Genomic DNA, 16,446 nt, shown 5'->3' on the forward strand with positions numbered 1-16,446 from the left:
CTCACACCTCCTTGTTCTCGGTCTGGCCGTCCTGCTTCTGGGCGGCCATCTGCTCCTGTACCCGCAGCCAGCAGGCGGAACGGTGACCCTCACCCAGCTGGGTGTAGGGGGGCATCTTCTGCAGGCAGATCTTCATGGCGTGCTCACACCGGGGGGCGAAGGGGCAGCCCTCGGGGGGATTGAGCATGTCAACAGGGGTACCCTCGATGGGGATCAGGCGCTCATAGCTCTCGGCGTCCACACGGGGCATGGAACGCAGCAGGCCCACAGTGTAGGGGTGGCCGGGCTTGTAGAAGATATCGTCCACAGGGCCCTGCTCCACAATCTTGCCGGCGTACATGACGGAGACCTTGTCGCAGATCTCGGCCACAACACCCAGGTTGTGGGTGATGAAGATAATGCCCATGTGGGTCTTTTTCTGGAGGGACTTCATCAGCTCCAGGATCTGGGCCTGGATGGTCACGTCCAGAGCGGTGGTGGGCTCATCGGCGATGAGCAGCTTGGGATGGCAGATAAGGCCCATGGCGATCATGACGCGCTGGCGCATACCGCCGGAGAACTCGTGGGGATACTGCTTCATCCGCTTCTGCACGTTGTTGATGCCCACCAGCTCCAGCATCTCCATGGCGCGCTTGGCAGCGTCCTGAGTGGAGATGGACTTGTCGTGGGCCTTGAGGGCCTCAATGAGCTGGTTGCCTACGGTGTAGACCGGGTTCAGGCAGGTCATGGGGTTCTGGAAGATCATAGAGACCTCGCTGCCCCGGAAGGAGGTCATCTCCTGCTTGTTGAAGGAGAGCACGTCCCGACCCTCAAAGGTGATGGAGCCGCCGATGACCTTACCGGGGGACTGGAGCAGGCCCATGATGGCGTAGGCCTCCTGGCTCTTGCCGGAGCCGGATTCGCCCACGATGCCCATAACCTCGTCGTAATTCAGGTCGTAGCTGACGCCGCTGACGGCCTTGACCTCGCCGGCGGGCGTGAAGAAGGAGACCCGGAGATCCTTGACTTCCAGCAGCTTTTCGCCGGTCTTGTGGCTCTGCACATCCTGCACAGCCTGATTGTCCTTGTTCTGATCCATGGTTTCTCCTCCTCTCTTACTTCTTCAGCCGGGGATCCAGCGCGTCCCGCAGGCCGTCACCAAAGAGGTTGAAGGCCAGGATCATCACGCTGATGATCGCCGCGGGAATCACAAGCCGGTAGGGATAGGTGTTGATGCCGCTCAGTGCGTCGGAGCACATGGAACCCAGACTGGTCAGAGGAGCCAGCACGCCCACGCCCAGGAAGGACATGAAGGACTCGGTGAAGATGGCGGAGGGGATCTGCAGGCAGGTGGTAACCACGATCTGGCCGATGCAGTTGGGCAGCAGGTGGCGGCGGATGATCCGGCCGCCGGAGGCGCCCAGGGCACGGGCGGCGGTGACATACTCCTGCTTCTTCAGGGTGAGGATCTGGCCGCGGATAATACGGCTCATGCTGACCCAGTAGAGAATGGAGAAGGCCACAAACATACCGATCAGGTTGGGACCTACGGTACGCAGGAAGTTTGCAAAAGTGGAGCCCTGGTTATTGTTGATAAACTCCGTGACATGGGGGCCCACAGCAGTGGCGATGATGAGGATAATCAGCACCTCGGGCAGGGAGTAGATGATATCCACGATACGCTGCATCACAGTATCCACCATACCGCCAAAGTAGCCGGAGATGGAGCCGTAGAGGGCGCCGATAACCAGCACGATGAAGGCGGCGGCCAGGCCGATGACCATGGACACACGGGTGGCGTACATGGTGCGGACCATGATGTCGCGGCCCAGGCTGTCGGTGCCGAACACGTGGGGGAACACGTTCTCGCCGTCGGCGATGCGCTGGAGCTCACTGGTGGAGTAACCGAAGGGCTGGAGGCCGTAGCCCAGCTCCTTGTAAATCTGGGCCTCGGTCATGCCCTCGAACTCGGGGTGAGAGCCGCCGGCCTTGATCTGGGCGCGGATCATGGCCGCGTCCACGCTGGTGAACTTCTCACCCTTGGCCTCGGCCTCCGCCTTGGCGGCGGCGACAGCCTCATCGGGGTCCTGGACCTGGGTGGCCTCCTTGTAGGCGTTCTGGGCCTCCAGGGAGTAGTGCCAGGGGTAGAGGTTCTCGGAGCCGCGGATCTGCTGGTCATAGGTGTAGGGCACCAGCATGGGGCCCACAAAGGCGTAGAGCATGAGGAATATGATGACGAACAGTGCCACCATGGCCACCACGTTGTGGCGCAGCCGGCGCCAGGCGTCGGCCCAGTAGGACACGCTCTTGCGCTGCTGAATGAAATCCGCTTTTTCATCCTTGTCGGCAGGGGCAAAGTCCGCCGGGGTCAGGTCGTTCCACTCCAGCATGGAATCCACATTGGGCTGGAGGGAGCCAAAGACAGCTTTTTTCTTCTTGTCTGCCATTTTTAATCTCCTTTCGCCAGGTCAATGCGGGGATCCACAATCTTATAGAGGATATCCACCACCAGGTTCATCACAACCACCAGGGTAGCCAGGAAGATGGTGGTGCCCATGATGATGAAGTAATCGCGGTTCTGGATGGCCGAGACGAAGTACTTGCCCAGGCCGGGGATGGTGAACACCTGCTCCACCACGAAGCCGCCGCACAGGGTAAAGGCGGTCAGGGGGCCCAGGTAGGTGATGACGGGAATGACGCCGTTGCGCAGGGCGTGCTTAAAGATAATCTTGGGGGTGGCCAGACCCTTAGCCCGGGCAGTCTTGATATAGTCCTGTCCCAGGGCGTCCAGCATGGAGGAACGGGTCAGACGGGCGATATAGCACATGGGGTAGAGCCCCAGGGCAAGGCAGGGCAGGAAGTAGGCCATGGCACCGTCTATATCGGGCGAGAATATAGCGTTGATTTGTAGGATTGACCCATCTCCGCAGAATATTATCATAAGTGATGTGGCCACCACGAAGCCTGGCATGGAGATGCCCAACGTACAGATGACCCGTAGGATACTGTCAATCCACTTACCTCGGTTATAGGCCGCCAAACAGCCCAGAGGCACACCCACTATGATGGCCCAGACCAGCGCGATGACGCCGATCTTGGCGGAGATGGGGAACTTCTCCATAATGATGTCCAGCACGGGACGATCTTTCTGCATCTTCAGGGACACGCCGAAGTCGCCGTGGAGGGCGCCCTGGAGATAGCGCACCATCTGAACAGGGAGGGGCTGATCCAGACCATACTTGGCCTCCATGGCTGCCATCTGGTCCGCAGTCAGGGCCTTCTCGTCGTTGAAGGGGCTGCCAGGCACGGACATCATCAGCAAAAAGGTGACGCATGCCACAACCAAGATGGTGACAATGGCCATGATAACCCGCTTTACTACGTATTTTGCCATTTCTTCACTTCCTATTACTCTGCTCTTGTTTCGTTGCGTTCGCCCCTTCGCGGTGCACTGGAAGGGGGCTCCGGTGGCCTAATTGCGCGCTTTGACACAAAATAGTTTTTACATTGTATAACAAAACTGTCTCTCCGTCAAGGGCAAGCGGACGCGGATTTGATGGACAGGGCGGGACATCCTGCAAATGTCCATATATTACGGACATTTATTTCTTTATATGTGCGCAAAAATATTTCTCAAGGAGAAACGTTTGTCCTTCTACTGTGCTATCGTCCATATTTTTTGTCTTTCCCGCCACTTTTTCAAAGCGTTGTACCGGCGAAATTGGGGGGGAATTTGAAAAAATGAACCCAAATTTGCTGAAGGCAAAAATGCATTTTTTACTGCCTGAAAATGCAAACAAAAGGAGCCGGACGCCACAGCTGCGGCGCCGGCTCCCACAAGTTCGCCCTCATGGGCGGTTTAGGACAGAACTGACCGCTTTGCGCATATTTGAGCGCATTTATCAGAGAATATGGGCGAAATCAGTCAAAACCAAGACCGAAATAGCCGGAACGTTCTTCGCCCCACGCCTGACGCAGATCCTCTCTGAGCCACTTGACCATGGCAAAGGGCTGGATATAGCTGCCGGGCAGCCCGTCCCACAGGGTGGGGGTACGGACAAAGTAGCGATCGGCCTGCAGCGCTTCTTTAATTAAGGATACGCCGCCCGTCATCAGAGAGGGCGGGAGCAGCAGCTCCTTGATGGCCAGGCTGCTGTCGCTGGTGTACTCAGCAACGGCGCAGCCCTCCCGGCCGTCAATGGCCAGACGGTAGAGCCCGGCGCCGCTCAGCCGGGAGGCGCCGGCCTGGAACTCCAGCAGCTTGCCGCCGTACCGGGCATGGAAGGTGCCGGAGAGAAGCCGCTCCCGCAGCTCACCGTAGGCGGAGGCGTCCACCGGCTCCAGCGTGCTGTGGGGAGGCGCAGGGGGAATCATGCTCTCCAGCAGCTCCAGCTTCCGGTTGGAGAAGCAGTCGCCAAAGCCCACGGTTTCGAAGAACTTGAACAGACCCGCCTCGGCAGGCACCACAGTGATGCAGTCCACCTTCCGTTCCCGCAGGCAGGAGTCGGCGTACTGGAGCAGCGCCCGGCCGTAGCCCTGCTTGCGGGCGCTGGGGTCAGTGGTCAGGGCGTACACATAGGCGGAGCTGAGCCGCTCACTGCTGGGCAGCTCCACCTCCAGAGGCAGCAGGGCCAGCATACTGCGCAGGGTCCCGTCCTCAGCCAGGATAATGATATCTTCCGGATTGACGCAGGTGCGGTAAAAGAGGTCGATATACGCCTCGTCATCGCCGAAGGCTACTTTCCAAAGTGACTTCTGCTCCTCCAGCTCCTCCACGCGGGAGGGACGGATCTCTACCATAGTATCACCCATCCTTCTCAATGAATACACGCCCTTTTTCCGGCGTGTCCATGCCGCCTTATGCCTGCCAGACTGCGCTGTATTTTTCCACCATCAGGTCGGGGTAGTAGGACTCCTTGGCCTTGCGCAGACCCTCCACTCCCATGTCGTCCTCCCGGTTCAGGTAGCGGATGCCGGGGTGGTGCGCCCGGACCCACCGGGCGAACTCCCGGTTGATCATGGCGTAGGCCCCCTGGAGCTCTCCGTAGGCCTTCTCAAAGTGTACATCAAAGGTGTCGGAGGTGAGAATGTCGCCCATAGTGAAGGCCACCACCTCACCGTAAACCCGGATAAGGCCGCCTTCCAGGCCCAGCTCCCGGTAGTGCTCGATGGCCAGGCGGAGGGCGCGGCCCTCATCGCCCAGGTCCCGCTCCTCAGCGGCGCCCTCCCGGATCATGCTCCGGCGGTACCACTCCTTATCCATCTCCAGACACTCGGCCAGACTGTCCGGCGTGATGGGCTCGTAGACCCAGGTGGGGTTGTTCTCCAGAAAGCGGTTGATGTGGTTGCGCTTTCCGTGGAGCTTTTTGCCGCCCAGATCGGCCAGCCGGTCGATTTCATAGAGGTAATCCCAGCCGTCCCGGTCGGACTCAAAGCGGAACCGGCCGGGGAACAGTGCCTCCAGCTCGCCGGTCTGCTCCTTTGTCAGGCATACCAGCCGCAGGGGCTGTCGCCGCTCCTCCGCGTCGGCCCGGAGGGCGGCGACAGCTGCCGCCCGGTCCCCGCTGCCCGCGGGATAGAGGTAGCTGCACCCCAGACCACCGCACAGGCGCACCGCCAGAAAGTCATCCAGCCGGGCCACCTGATGGTTGTAAGCGTCCTTCCAGGTGTAGAGATTGGTAAAGTTATATTCGCAGCCCCGATAGCCGGCACGGCTGAGCAGCTGGTCAATCCAGGCCTTATCCGCCAGCTGGGGCGTCTGAAATTCTATCATAAGGTATGAGCGCTCCTGTGCTAAAGATTCAGCGCCGGCTTTCCCACAGACGCTTTTATTTATTTTACCACATTTCCTAGTGTAAAACAAGGAATTTGTTCCCTTTGGCGCATTTTTTTGGCGGCGGAAAGAGACGGCCGGACGAAAAAATTGTGAACTTTTTCACGCGGTATGGGACCAAAACAGAAAAGAATGTGAAGAAAATAACTCTGCTTCACAGGAAAAGAAAAGTATGCTATGATAGGGCAAAGGAGGGAGCGCATATGACTGTTGTCCGAAAGTTCCGCAATGCGGAGGAGCTCCGGTGCCTGCGCCGGATGGCCTGTTCCGTCCCTGAGGAGGTTATGCTCCGGGAGACAGAGGGAGACGTGCTGGCTGATGCCAAATCTCTCATCGGGCTGTTTGCGCTGGATTATTCCCGGCCCGTCTGCATTGTAACCGACTCTCAGGAGCTGCTCTCCCAGCTGGACTATCTGGATGAAGAGGCGCGGTGCGCGTCTTTTTAAGTTAAGAAACAGCTAAAAAGCTTTTTTGACAAGCGGAAAGTGCTTTAAAAGAGTAAAGACCTGGAATTATAACGTCAAGACAATTCTTGTTAAAAAAGGAAAGCGTCAAAAACACGCAAGGTCGAGCTTAATCCGTCAGAAAGATTGTGGAAAGCGACCATTGCTCCAGACAGGCCTCCAATGGTATACTGAGCATGCCTAAAGGAGGTGACCTTAAATGGTGTTTGAAGTAAAGTTCGATTCCTTCAACGAGATTGCCGAGGTCCAGAAGCTGGCCCAGGCAGTGGAAGAGCCGGTTTTCTTTGAGTCTGAGGACGGTTCCGTGCGTATTGATGCGGGGTCCTTTATCGGCCTGTTTGTGCTGGACTTCTCCAAGCCGGTCAAGGTCGTCACCGACTCTGTGTATGTGATTCGCCGCCTGGAGCTGGCGAGCAGAGCGAAACTGGCGGCCCGGAAGGCGTAAGCGCCTTCTCAATCAATCAAAATCAGGTGCGGCGTGCTGCGGAAACGCAGTGCGCCGCCTTTTTATTCCTTCAAATGGACAAATGGAGAGCGCCTCCGGCCGGCAGCCGGAGGCGCTGATGTTTTTATTCTGCGCGGAAATAGACGATTCCGGTGGCGCCGGGGCCCACGTGGGTACCCACGACGCTGCCGATGTCGCTGGCATGTACGGTGGCGCCGCCAATGATATCGGCAAAGAAGGCCTGGCACTCGGCCATGGCCTCGGGGGCGTTGGAGTGGCCGAAGGCCACGGGCAGGGACAGGTCGGGGGCCTCCTTCTCCATCCGCTTGGCAATCCACTGGAAGGCGGCCTTCCGGCCGCGGGCCTTGCCGATGCCCTCCACCAGGCCGTTTTCAATGGTGATGATGGGGTTGATGTTCAGCAGCGCGCCCACCACGGCGGAGGCGGTGGAGATGCGTCCGCCCATCTTCAGGTATTTCAGCGTATCCACCACGGCCAGCAGCCGCAGGCGGCCCGCCAGCTCCTCCAGCTTGGCGGCCAGCTCCCCGGCGGAGAGACCCTGATCCCGCAGTGTGGCGGCAACCTCCACCAGCAGGCCCAGGGCAAAGGTCACGGTGCGGGAGTCCACAATGTGGATACGGTCCTCGCCGTCCACCATGTCCCGGGCAATGAGGGCGCTCTGGCAGGTGCCCGACATGGCGCCGGAGATGAAGATGCCCACAATCTCGTCCCCCTGGTCCAGATACTTCCGGAACAGGTCGGCAAAGACCTCGGGGTTGATCTGGGAGGTGGTGGGCAGCTTCTCCACCTTGGAGAGACGGTCATAGAACTCCTCGTTGGTGATGTCCACGCCGTCCCGGAAGACCTCCTCACCAAAGTGGACCGAGAGGGGGATGACATCCACACCCAGAGCCTCCTGGCGGGCGGGAGAGAGGTCGCTGGTGCTGTCAGTGATAATACGGATCATTTTAAAATACCTCCTGCTGCTGTCTCACAGCGTTTCACTGTTTTCACTGGTCTGTTTCATAGCGGCGGACGGCGGAGTCTGTTCCCCGTTGCGGGAGGACATGGCCGTCTTTTCCTGGAAGAAACCGGCCACATGGCCCAGCGCCCGGACAAAGACCTGAGCCTCCTCCTCGGAGAGAAAGCCAAGAATATACTCCACCAGCTCCTCATGAAAGCGCTCATGCTCACGGTTTGCCTGCCAGGCCTTCTCAGTGGGCAGGATACGCACCACACGCTTGTCGTGCTCGTCACGGCGGCGCTCCAGATAGCCCTTCCGCTCCAGCAGGGACACCGCTGTGGTCAGGGTGCCCGCAGTCACCCGCTGGGCGGCGGCGATGGCGGTGGCCCGGTTGTCCAGACCCAGCTCTGCCGCCCGGCACACCTCTTCAATCAGGTGGAGCTCCCGGAGAGACAGCTCCCCCTTTGCTCTGGACAACGCCAGTTCCTCAGTCTTGAGAACTTCGTGAAATACCTCCACCATAAAACGGTTGAGCTCCTCACGATGCTGTTCCACGGCCTTCGCCTCCTTTTAAAAGTATGTAGAATGGGCCGTACAGGCCTAATTCAGTAGCCATTATATAGAAGATATTGCAAAAGTCAAGTAAATTTTGAATGCCAAATTAAATAACCGGCATACCCGCCAAAGCTGTCGCATAAATTTCACCATGAAGGGATGGGATACAGATGAAAAGGGACAGGCACAGCGGAATTCAGTGGGGGCGGGTACTCCGGCGCAGCGCAGCGCTGCTGATGGTCACGGCGGCGCTGTGGGCGCTGCTGACGGCGGCAGGAGCGGGGGCGGCAGCCGAGGCCTTCAAGGCTCTGGGAGAGGACGGAAGCTTTGTATCGGCTGTTCTCCGGGCGGAGCTGGGAGAGGTGGAAGGGACCGGCGGTCCCTTTGACGCCCTGGACCGGTGGGGGCGGCTGGTAGTGGGCCAGTCCTCCCTGCTGCGGAGCAATGAGGAGGCGGTGGCCCAATGGCTGGCGGGAGGACCTGGCGGCGACGGGACAGAAAAGGAGGAGCCGGAGGACCCTGCGGAGCCCTCCCCCACCCCCGAGGCTGAGGACCCGGAGGACCCGGCCAACCTCCCCGCTGTCACCACCGCGCCGGACGATATCATCGCCCGCACGCTGGTGCCCTCCTCGGGTGTCGGATATGCCCAGGCGGATGGGGTATACATCTATAATACAACGGACGTGGCGGTGGATGCGGCGGCGCTGGCCTCCGCTCAGGTGAATATCACCCTGGGCGACCCGGCGGAGCCCCAGATTCTCATCATGCACACCCACGCCACCGAGGCCTACACGCCCGACGGCACGGACATCTACGTCCAGACTGACAACAGCCGCACCCTGGACAACACGCAGAACATGGTGCGCATTGGGGAGGAGATGAAGGAGGTCTTTGAGGAGATGGGGCTGTCGGTTATCCACGATGAGACGCCTTACGACTACCCTCAATACAACGGCGCCTACGGCCGGTCGGGCGCCGGGGTGCAGACCTATCTGGAGCAGTACCCCTCCATCAAAATCGTGCTGGACGTCCACCGGGACGCCCTCATCGGGGAGGACGGCACGGTCTACAAGCCCCTCACCACCGTGGACGGCCAGGACACCGCCCAGGTCATGCTGGTCATGGGCAGCCCGGAGGCGGGAGACTACCCCCGCTGGATGGAGAACCTGACCCTGGCCATGAAAATCCAGAAGAGCATGAACACCCTCTACCCCACCCTGGCCCGCCCCATCACCATCCGGGGCAGCTCGGTGTACAACCAGGCGCTGACCAACGGTTCCCTGCTGGTGGAGGTGGGCGCCCACGGCAACACCATCCAGGAGGCCATCCGGGGTGCCCGGCTCTTTGCACGGGCGGCGGGACAGGTGCTGCTGGAGCTGGAGGGAACGGAGTAAATGCCGACACAAAATACAGGGCCCGGGACAGCTGTCCCGGGCCCTGTCATATTCTGTATGTCAGCGCTCGTAGGGGGTGATGGCCACCTTGACGCAGCCGTCCAGGTGGTGTTCAAAGATATCATACCCGTGCATGATGTCGTTGAGGGGCATGGTGTGGGTGATGAGGGGGCGGCAGTTGAGCTTTCCGCCCTCGATGAGCTTCATCAGCATGTCGTTGTGGCAGGCGTCCACACCGCCCGTCTTGAAGGTCAGATTCTTGCCGTACATCAGGTGTAACGGCAGGCTCTGGGCCTCCTCATACATGGCGATGAGGGAGACAATGCCGTTGGGCCGGGCCACCTTCCAGGCGGTCTCAAAGGTGTTCTTTCCTCCTGCAACCTCAATAACTGAGTCGGCGCCCCGTCCGTCAGTGAGGCCCTTCACCACGGCCTCCAAATCTTCCTCATTGGGGTTGACGGCCACATCGCACCAGCCATTCCGCTTGGCGAAGTCCAGCCGCTCCCCGATAGGATCCACCGCCACGATGCAGGCGGGGCCGAAGAGCCGGGCGCTCATCATGGTGGTGCAGCCCACCGGTCCGGCACCCAGCACCACCACCGTGTCGCCGGGCTTGATCTCCGCCAGCTCCGCGCCGAAATAGCCGCTGGGCAGGATGCAGGAGAGCATGATCACGTCCTCATAGGCCAGACTGTCGGGGATGACGGTCAGGCCGTTGTCAGCGAAGGGCACCCGGACATACTCAGTCTGGCAGCCGTCGATGCGGCAGCCCAGCTCCCAGCCGCCCTGTACGCAGTTGTTGACAAAACCCTGCTTGCAGAACCAGCACTCGCCGCAGAAGGTCTCCACATTGGCGGCCACCCGCTGGCCGGGCTTGATTTTTTTGACGGCATCGCCCACGGCCACCACTTCCCCGGCGAACTCGTGGCCCAGGATGACGTTCTCCCTGGCCCTGGGGACGGCGCCGTTGCGGATGTGGAAGTCGCTGGTGCAGATGCTGGACATGCCCACCTTCACGATGGCGTCCCTGGGGTCCAGAATGGTGGGGATGGGCCGCTCTTCAAAGCGGGGATCCCCCTTGCCGTGGTACACCACGGCCATCATGGTTCCGCTCATACGCTGTGCTCCTTTTCCTGAGAAAGGTCCTCGCCGCCCTCCCGGGCGATGAGGTCCAGAATGTCCTGGCCGGGCAGCACCTCGGCGCAGTAGTTGACCTGGAGCAGGTTCAGGCCGAAGTCGTGCTCCACCTGGGTGGTGGACTCCACGCAGTCCTCCGCCACCATGATGCGGTAGCCCCGCTGGAAGGCCTCGATGGCGGTCTGGGCCACGCAGACATGGGTGCGCCAGCCGGTAAAGATGATGGTCTCGGTGCCCAGCTTTTTCAGCGTGCTCTGGAGCTTGGTGCCGATAAAGCCGTTAAAATAGTTCTTTTTCAGCACATAGTCCCCCTGAGCGGGGGTGAGCTGCTCAATGATCTGGGCGCCCCAGGTGCCCTCCAGACAGTGGTCGGGCCAGATCTCCAGCTCCGGGTCGTTCCGGTGGTGGGAGTCCCGGACGTAGATGACCGGAATCCCCATGGCTCTGGCCCGCTCCAGCATGGCCCGCAAAGGCTCGATGATGTTGTAGATGCGGCGGCAGGACATGGACCCGCCGTCCAGAAACTCATTTTGCAGGTCGGTGCTCACAATGGCGTACCGGCTGCGGTTGCCCGCGTCCTTTGCCCTGTTGCTCATGGCGCCCCGGCAGTCGTCCTCCCGCAGCACCCGGTCTAGGGTGTCCCGTACCCGCTCCAGCTCCCGGATCTGGTCCTCAATGTCAAAGAGCTGCCGCTTCAAATAGCTGCGCAGGTCGGTATCCGGGTTGTTGAGGATGGCGTCGATGTCCTCCAGAGAGAACTTCTGCTCCCGGTAGAAGTGGATCTGGTGGAGCCGGGCCACGTCTTCCTCCGAATAAAGCCGGTATCCGGCCGGCGAACGCTCCGCCGGCCGGATCAACCCGATTTTCTCATAGAAGCGAATTCCCTTGACGGTGAGGCCGGTCTCGTCGGCCGCTGCCTTGACGGTCAGCATTCTCGCTCCCTCCTCTGCCGTCCGGAATGGCCGCCCGGAGGGCGGCGGGATGGCTTACAGCTTGGACAGCACGGTCTCGCTGTCGGTGACGGCGCCGAAGTGGGTCTCGATATCCCACAGGGTGGACTCCTGCTCGCGGGGGCCGGTGGCCCGGACGCAGTCCTTGGGCACCACCACCTGGTAGCCCCGGAAGAAGGCGTCGTGGCAGGTGGAGCGGACGCAGATGTTGGTGACCACGCCGGTGACCACCACGGTCTTGCGGCCCAGCTCACGGAGCACCAGGTCCAGGTCGGTCTGGTAGAAGCCGCTGAACCGCCGCTTGGGAATCTGGTAGTCCTCGGGCTGGGGAGCCAGCTCGTCGATGACCTTGCCGCCCCAGGTGCCCTCGATGCAGTGGGGCGCCCGCTTGTCAAATTCCTTGTCGTACTTGCCAGCCCGGTGCCAGTCGTTGATGAAGATGATGGGCAGCTTCCTCTCACGGAAGGCGGCAATCAGCTTCTGGGTGGGCTCCACCGTTTCCATGCCCTCGGGCAGCACCATGGCGCCGCCCTCCTTGCAGAAGTCGTTGACCATGTCCACAATGAGCAGGGCAGGGTCATTCAGTTCAAAGTTGGAGCCGTCGTCCACAAAATGTTCCGCAAAGCCTTTCATGTAAAAAATCTCCTTTCAGTTGGCGCATTGCGCCTGTTGGGGGTATTTGATGCCGGGCCCCGCCGGAGCGGGCCGGATAGTGAGGGGACCGCGGCTGAGCCGCGGTCCCGGAAGCGCAGGATAATCAGGCCTTGGTTTTCAGGCCGCTGCCCATGACCTTGCCCAGGATGGCCTTTACCACAAAGGCCACGATAATGCAGTTGATGACGGGCATGCCGATGCCGATGTTGATGCGGTTGACCACGAAGCCCACGATCCAGGCGATGAAGCCAGCGATGTTGACGGTGGGCAGGTCCACGGTGTCCATGTCGGGGTAGTCCTGACGGTAGGTCACCAGGAAGTCAGCCAGGAAGATGCCGCCCAGAGGGGGCACGCTGGCGGACAGGAAGTCGATGTAGGAGCCGAAGTAGTTGTAGAAGCCGATGAGGGCGAAGATGATGCCGATGATGCCGAAGCCAACCACCAGCCAGGTGCGCTTGACCTTGGGCACCACGCTGTTGAGGGACATGGAGCCGGAGTAGACGCAGCCCTGAGCGGTGGACCAGATGTTGAGCACCAGCACCAGGAAGGCGGGAGCCAGCAGGCCCTGCATGGACAGCATGATGGCCACGTCGGGGGTGCCGGTGACCACGGAGCCGATGGCGCCGGAGAGGAGCATGAAGGTGTTGCCGATCATCATGGTGATGATCATGACGATGATGGCGGTGCGGGCGTTCTTGGAGAAGCGCATGATGTCAGGGGTGAACATGACGGCGCCCACGGCGTAGGAGCCCACGCCCCAGGCCACGGCCTGACCGAAGTCCACGGGGTTCTCCTGGGGAATGGCCATCATGCCGGCAATGCCGCCGGCGCTGTTGACAGCCAGAACCATGGAGATGATGCCGAACACGATGATGAGGGGCACGGCCACGTTGCTCAGGTAGGTCATCCACTTCATGCCGCGCATGGCGGTGAAGGTCATGCCCAGGCCGCCCAGGATGGCAACGGGGACAATAGGGATGATGGGGAACAGGGTGTTGGTGGTCTGGCCGATGAGGTAGGCGTCGATGGAGAACCAGCCGATGGTGGTGATGACCACGATGGCCACGGGCACGTAGGTGCCGGCCTTACCGAAGGAGTACTTGCTCAGCAGGCCAAGGCTCAGGCCGCTCTTGGCGGAGATGACGCCCATGGCGCAGGAGAGCACCGCCAGGATTACGCTGCTGACCAGGACCGCCAGCACGGTGTCCTGGAAGTTCAGGCCCGCGCCGATGTTGCCGCCGGCCTGCATGCTGGTGACCACGAACACGTAGCCCAGGGATACAGTCAGAAGGCTCAGCATGCCCTTACGGGCTGACATGGGGACTCGCTGATTACTGAATTCGTCGCTGTTGGCGGCTTCGTTCTGGACCGCTGCTTTTGTCTCTTTCACAATACACATCCCTTTCTCAAATAAGATCCGGTCTGCCTGACCCGTGCGCCGGACGCCGCGTTTCCGCCCCTGCCACACACTCGGGACGGAGTTCGGAGCCGGGTGGATACCCGTCTCTGCCCGCCGCATTGGGCCTCCGTTCAACTCAAACTATAAACCATCCTCTTAGGGGAATGTCAAGGAATTTTTGTGAAAAATGAAATCAAAACAGATAGAAAATATTCCAATTCGCAGCAATTTGAACATAGGATAAGAGAAAGTGACCTGAAACGGGAAATCAGAGCCAAATTGACGATTTTTTCACAAATTAAAACGAATTTCGAAACAGAAAAAACGGCGCTCCCGAAAGGGAGCGCCGGAACAAGCGCGGGGACCAACGGCGTCAGGCGCCGTAGACAATATTCACCGCATGGCGGCAGGCCGCGATTTCCGCCACCTTGGGCGCGCCGCCGTACTCCCCGTCCAGGGTCCAGGGCGTCTCGTCGGCGCAGGTGATCTTCAGCCGGGAGGTGTGGAAGCCCAGCACCCCGGCGGCCTCGTCGGTGGTCTGCTTCATCAGGGCGGTGATGACCCCCTGAAGCTCCATGGGGTTGCGGGGCGTACGCACCAGCACGGCCTCCAGCAGCCCGTCGTCCAGAGCCACAGTGTCGGCGGGCAGGCCCAGCATGCCGCCCACTGAGACCGTGTTGCTCACCATGCCGAAGATAAATTCATCCTCCAGCACGCCGCCGTCATACTCCACCTTGGCCTGGTAGCCCTTCAGGTTGCCCAGCCGGGCGATACCCTCCAGCACGTAGGCCAGGTGGCCGAACATGTTCTTTACCTGCTGGGGGGTGTCATATGCCACGTCGGTAAAGGCGCCGAAGGCGGCCACGTACACAAAGTACCGGTCGTTGAACCGGCCGATATCCACCGGACGGGGGATGCCCTCCGCCGCCGTGGCGGCCAGGGCGTCATACCCCTTGGGCAGCTTCAGGTTACGGGAGAAGTCATTGGTGGTGCCGGCGGGGATGTAGCCCACCTCGGGGCGGCGTTCAATCTCCATCAGGCCGGTGACCACCTCGTGAAGGGTGCCGTCTCCGCCGCAGCAGACCACACGGTCAAACTCACTCCCCAGCCAGGCGGCGGTGTAAGTAGCGTCCGATTTGCCCTGGGTGGGCCGGACGGTCACCAGCCAGCCCGCCTTGGTGAAAATGTCCAGCACATCGGCCAGCTTGGCGCGGATCTGGCCCTTGCCGGCATGGGGGTTGTAGATAAAGAGCAGTTTCTTCATTTTGTCCTCCAGAGAAACCCGTCCGGCGCCCCGTTTCCGCCCGGCGGAACAGCACCAGCGATTGTTTTATTATACTGTATCCTGAAGAAAATGCAATCGGACTTTGCCCAGGACGGAGAAATTGTAAACATCTCCTTGCCTTTTTCCGCAAAAAGAACTAAACTATTGCTTTAGCAAACTATTGTGTGCAAGTGAGCAGAGGAGGCGTTCCCATGAACCGCAAGGCACTCGCCGCCGCGTTTCCTGTCACCCTGCCGGTGCTGATGGGCTATCTGTCCATCGGCATCGCCTTTGGGCTGATGCTGGAGCGGGTGGGCTTCAACTTTATCTGGGCGTTTTTTATGAGTCTGACCATCTATGCCGGGTCGGGCCAGTACCTGGGCGTGGAGCTGCTGGCCACCGCCGCCGGGCTGGGCACCGTGGCGGTGATGACCCTGCTCATCAATTTCCGCCACCTGGTGTACGGTCTGTCCATGCTGGAGAAGTTCCGGGGCATGGGCTGGCGGAAGTTCTATATGATCTTTTCCCTCACCGACGAGACCTATGCCCTGCTGGCGGGCGCCTCGGTGCCTGTGGGCGTGCGCCCCAAGGACTTCTACTTCGCCGTGGCCATTCTGGACCACCTGTACTGGATTGCCGGGTCGGTCATCGGCGCGGTGGCGGGCGGCCTGCTGTCCATTGACATCACCGGCATTGACTTCGCCATGACCGCCCTCTTTGTGGTTATCGCCGTGGACCAGTGGAAGGCGGCCAAGGACCACCTGCCCGCCTTCCTGGGTGCGGGCTGTACCCTGCTGTTTCTCATCCTGGTAGGGGAGGAGCAGATGCTGCTCCCCGCTCTGGGCGCCATTGTGGTGGCCCTGCTCCTCCTCCGGCCCCGGCTGGACAAGCAGGACGCCGCCGGAAAGGAGGCGGACGCATGAGTCCCGCCATTCACGCTGTACTGGCCATCGCGGTGATGGCTGTGGTCACCTTCCTCACCCGTGCCCTGCCCTTCCTGCTCTTTGACCGGGGCGGCAATCCCCCCAAGCTGGTGCTCTACCTGGGCCGGGTGCTGCCCCCCGCCATCATCGCCATGCTCATCGTCTACTGCCTGCGCTCCCTGCGGGCGGCCAGCCTGTTTGCCCCCGCCGGGTGGCTGCCCCAGGTCATCGCCGTGGCGGCGGTGGTGGTGCTCCACCTGTGGAAGCACAACAACCTGCTGTCCATCTTCGGCGGCACTATCCTCTATATGGTGCTGGTGCAGGCCGTATTCGTGTAAAAGAAAAAGAAATGCCGCCGGAAGGGCTCCATCTCATAGGGAAACAAACTGAATCCCCAGGGGCACTACCGGTACGGAACAAACGGAATAGCCGCAAGCTATCGTGTGATGGCTTGCGGCTATTCATATTATAGGCTGTCTAAAATC

At 60.5% G+C, this 16,446-nt stretch carries 17 protein-coding genes; 5 read left to right on the plus strand and 12 right to left on the minus strand.

The genetic code is table 11. The annotated features are described in order from the left end of the window. Nucleotide 1 precedes the first annotated feature (1 nt). From ACOX7T_RS05205 to ACOX7T_RS05225, 5 genes are all read right to left on the minus strand, one after another. Entirely contained in the window at nucleotides 2–1,078 is a 1,077-nt protein-coding gene (locus ACOX7T_RS05205; protein ID WP_433440553.1) for an ABC transporter ATP-binding protein, read from the minus strand. A 16-nt stretch (nucleotides 1,079–1,094) separates the two neighbouring features. Next, nucleotides 1,095–2,426, minus strand: a complete 1,332-nt coding sequence (locus ACOX7T_RS05210; protein ID WP_433440555.1) for an ABC transporter permease — start codon at nucleotides 2,424–2,426, stop codon at nucleotides 1,095–1,097. Nucleotides 2,427–2,428: 2 nt separating this feature from the next. Continuing rightward, on the minus strand, nucleotides 2,429–3,373 hold the full coding sequence (locus ACOX7T_RS05215) for an ABC transporter permease (RefSeq protein WP_433440557.1): 945 nt from the start codon (nucleotides 3,371–3,373) through the stop codon (nucleotides 2,429–2,431). A 527-nt stretch (nucleotides 3,374–3,900) separates the two neighbouring features. Then, complete coding sequence (locus ACOX7T_RS05220) at nucleotides 3,901–4,779, minus strand: GNAT family N-acetyltransferase (protein ID WP_433440559.1); 879 nt, start codon at nucleotides 4,777–4,779, stop codon at nucleotides 3,901–3,903. A 58-nt stretch (nucleotides 4,780–4,837) separates the two neighbouring features. After that, nucleotides 4,838–5,752, minus strand: coding sequence for a DUF2156 domain-containing protein (locus tag ACOX7T_RS05225; protein WP_433440561.1), 915 nt, complete (start codon nucleotides 5,750–5,752; stop codon nucleotides 4,838–4,840). 263 nt (nucleotides 5,753–6,015) lie between these two features. Between ACOX7T_RS05225 and ACOX7T_RS05230 the strand changes: the two genes are divergently transcribed. Continuing rightward, nucleotides 6,016–6,258, plus strand: coding sequence for a hypothetical protein (locus tag ACOX7T_RS05230; protein ID WP_433440563.1), 243 nt, complete (start codon nucleotides 6,016–6,018; stop codon nucleotides 6,256–6,258). A gap of 217 nt (nucleotides 6,259–6,475) precedes the next feature. Continuing rightward, nucleotides 6,476–6,721, plus strand: coding sequence for a hypothetical protein (locus tag ACOX7T_RS05235; RefSeq protein WP_433440565.1), 246 nt, complete (start codon nucleotides 6,476–6,478; stop codon nucleotides 6,719–6,721). 124 nt (nucleotides 6,722–6,845) lie between these two features. Here ACOX7T_RS05235 and ACOX7T_RS05240 read toward each other — a convergent pair whose 3' ends face one another. Further along, the gene (locus ACOX7T_RS05240) at nucleotides 6,846–7,688 is read right to left on the minus strand and encodes a DegV family protein (RefSeq protein ID WP_433440567.1); all 843 of its coding nucleotides are present in this window, start codon (nucleotides 7,686–7,688) and stop codon (nucleotides 6,846–6,848) included. A gap of 24 nt (nucleotides 7,689–7,712) precedes the next feature. Beyond that, entirely contained in the window at nucleotides 7,713–8,240 is a 528-nt protein-coding gene (locus tag ACOX7T_RS05245) for a MarR family winged helix-turn-helix transcriptional regulator (RefSeq protein ID WP_433440569.1), read from the minus strand. A gap of 170 nt (nucleotides 8,241–8,410) precedes the next feature. Here ACOX7T_RS05245 and spoIIP point away from each other — a divergent pair, with 170 nt between their 5' ends. Then, a complete protein-coding gene (spoIIP, locus tag ACOX7T_RS05250) occupies nucleotides 8,411–9,634 on the plus strand; it encodes a stage II sporulation protein P (protein ID WP_433440571.1) in 1,224 nt (407 codons plus the stop codon). A 60-nt stretch (nucleotides 9,635–9,694) separates the two neighbouring features. On the opposite strand, the gene ACOX7T_RS05255 is transcribed toward spoIIP, so the two are convergent. From ACOX7T_RS05255 to ACOX7T_RS05275, 5 genes are all read right to left on the minus strand, one after another. Next, on the minus strand, nucleotides 9,695–10,750 hold the full coding sequence (locus ACOX7T_RS05255; protein WP_433440573.1) for an alcohol dehydrogenase: 1,056 nt from the start codon (nucleotides 10,748–10,750) through the stop codon (nucleotides 9,695–9,697). After that, nucleotides 10,747–11,703: an isochorismatase family protein gene (locus tag ACOX7T_RS05260; protein WP_433440575.1), complete on the minus strand. Its 957-nt coding sequence runs from the start codon at nucleotides 11,701–11,703 to the stop codon at nucleotides 10,747–10,749. Before ACOX7T_RS05260 ends, ACOX7T_RS05255 begins: the two co-directional genes overlap by 4 nt. A gap of 54 nt (nucleotides 11,704–11,757) precedes the next feature. Next, nucleotides 11,758–12,354 (minus strand): cysteine hydrolase family protein, encoded by a 597-nt coding sequence (locus tag ACOX7T_RS05265; RefSeq protein ID WP_433440577.1) that lies wholly within the window; start codon nucleotides 12,352–12,354, stop codon nucleotides 11,758–11,760. Between the two features lie 124 nt (nucleotides 12,355–12,478). Beyond that, nucleotides 12,479–13,774: a cytosine permease gene (locus ACOX7T_RS05270; RefSeq protein WP_433440579.1), complete on the minus strand. Its 1,296-nt coding sequence runs from the start codon at nucleotides 13,772–13,774 to the stop codon at nucleotides 12,479–12,481. A gap of 373 nt (nucleotides 13,775–14,147) precedes the next feature. After that, on the minus strand, nucleotides 14,148–15,038 hold the full coding sequence (locus tag ACOX7T_RS05275) for a diacylglycerol/lipid kinase family protein (RefSeq protein WP_433440581.1): 891 nt from the start codon (nucleotides 15,036–15,038) through the stop codon (nucleotides 14,148–14,150). 212 nt (nucleotides 15,039–15,250) lie between these two features. On the opposite strand from ACOX7T_RS05275, the gene ACOX7T_RS05280 reads away from it, so the two are divergent. Together ACOX7T_RS05280 and ACOX7T_RS05285 are read left to right on the plus strand one after the other, a co-directional pair. Beyond that, complete coding sequence (locus ACOX7T_RS05280) at nucleotides 15,251–15,961, plus strand: AzlC family ABC transporter permease (RefSeq protein WP_006571954.1); 711 nt, start codon at nucleotides 15,251–15,253, stop codon at nucleotides 15,959–15,961. Further along, the gene (locus tag ACOX7T_RS05285) at nucleotides 15,958–16,299 is read left to right on the plus strand and encodes a branched-chain amino acid transporter permease (protein ID WP_148316174.1); all 342 of its coding nucleotides are present in this window, start codon (nucleotides 15,958–15,960) and stop codon (nucleotides 16,297–16,299) included. The genes ACOX7T_RS05280 and ACOX7T_RS05285 overlap by 4 nt, the downstream gene beginning before the upstream one ends. Nucleotides 16,300–16,446 lie beyond the last annotated feature (147 nt).

The organism is Pseudoflavonifractor sp. (assembly GCF_050943825.1).
Lineage (GTDB): Bacteria > Bacillota > Clostridia > Oscillospirales > Oscillospiraceae > Pseudoflavonifractor.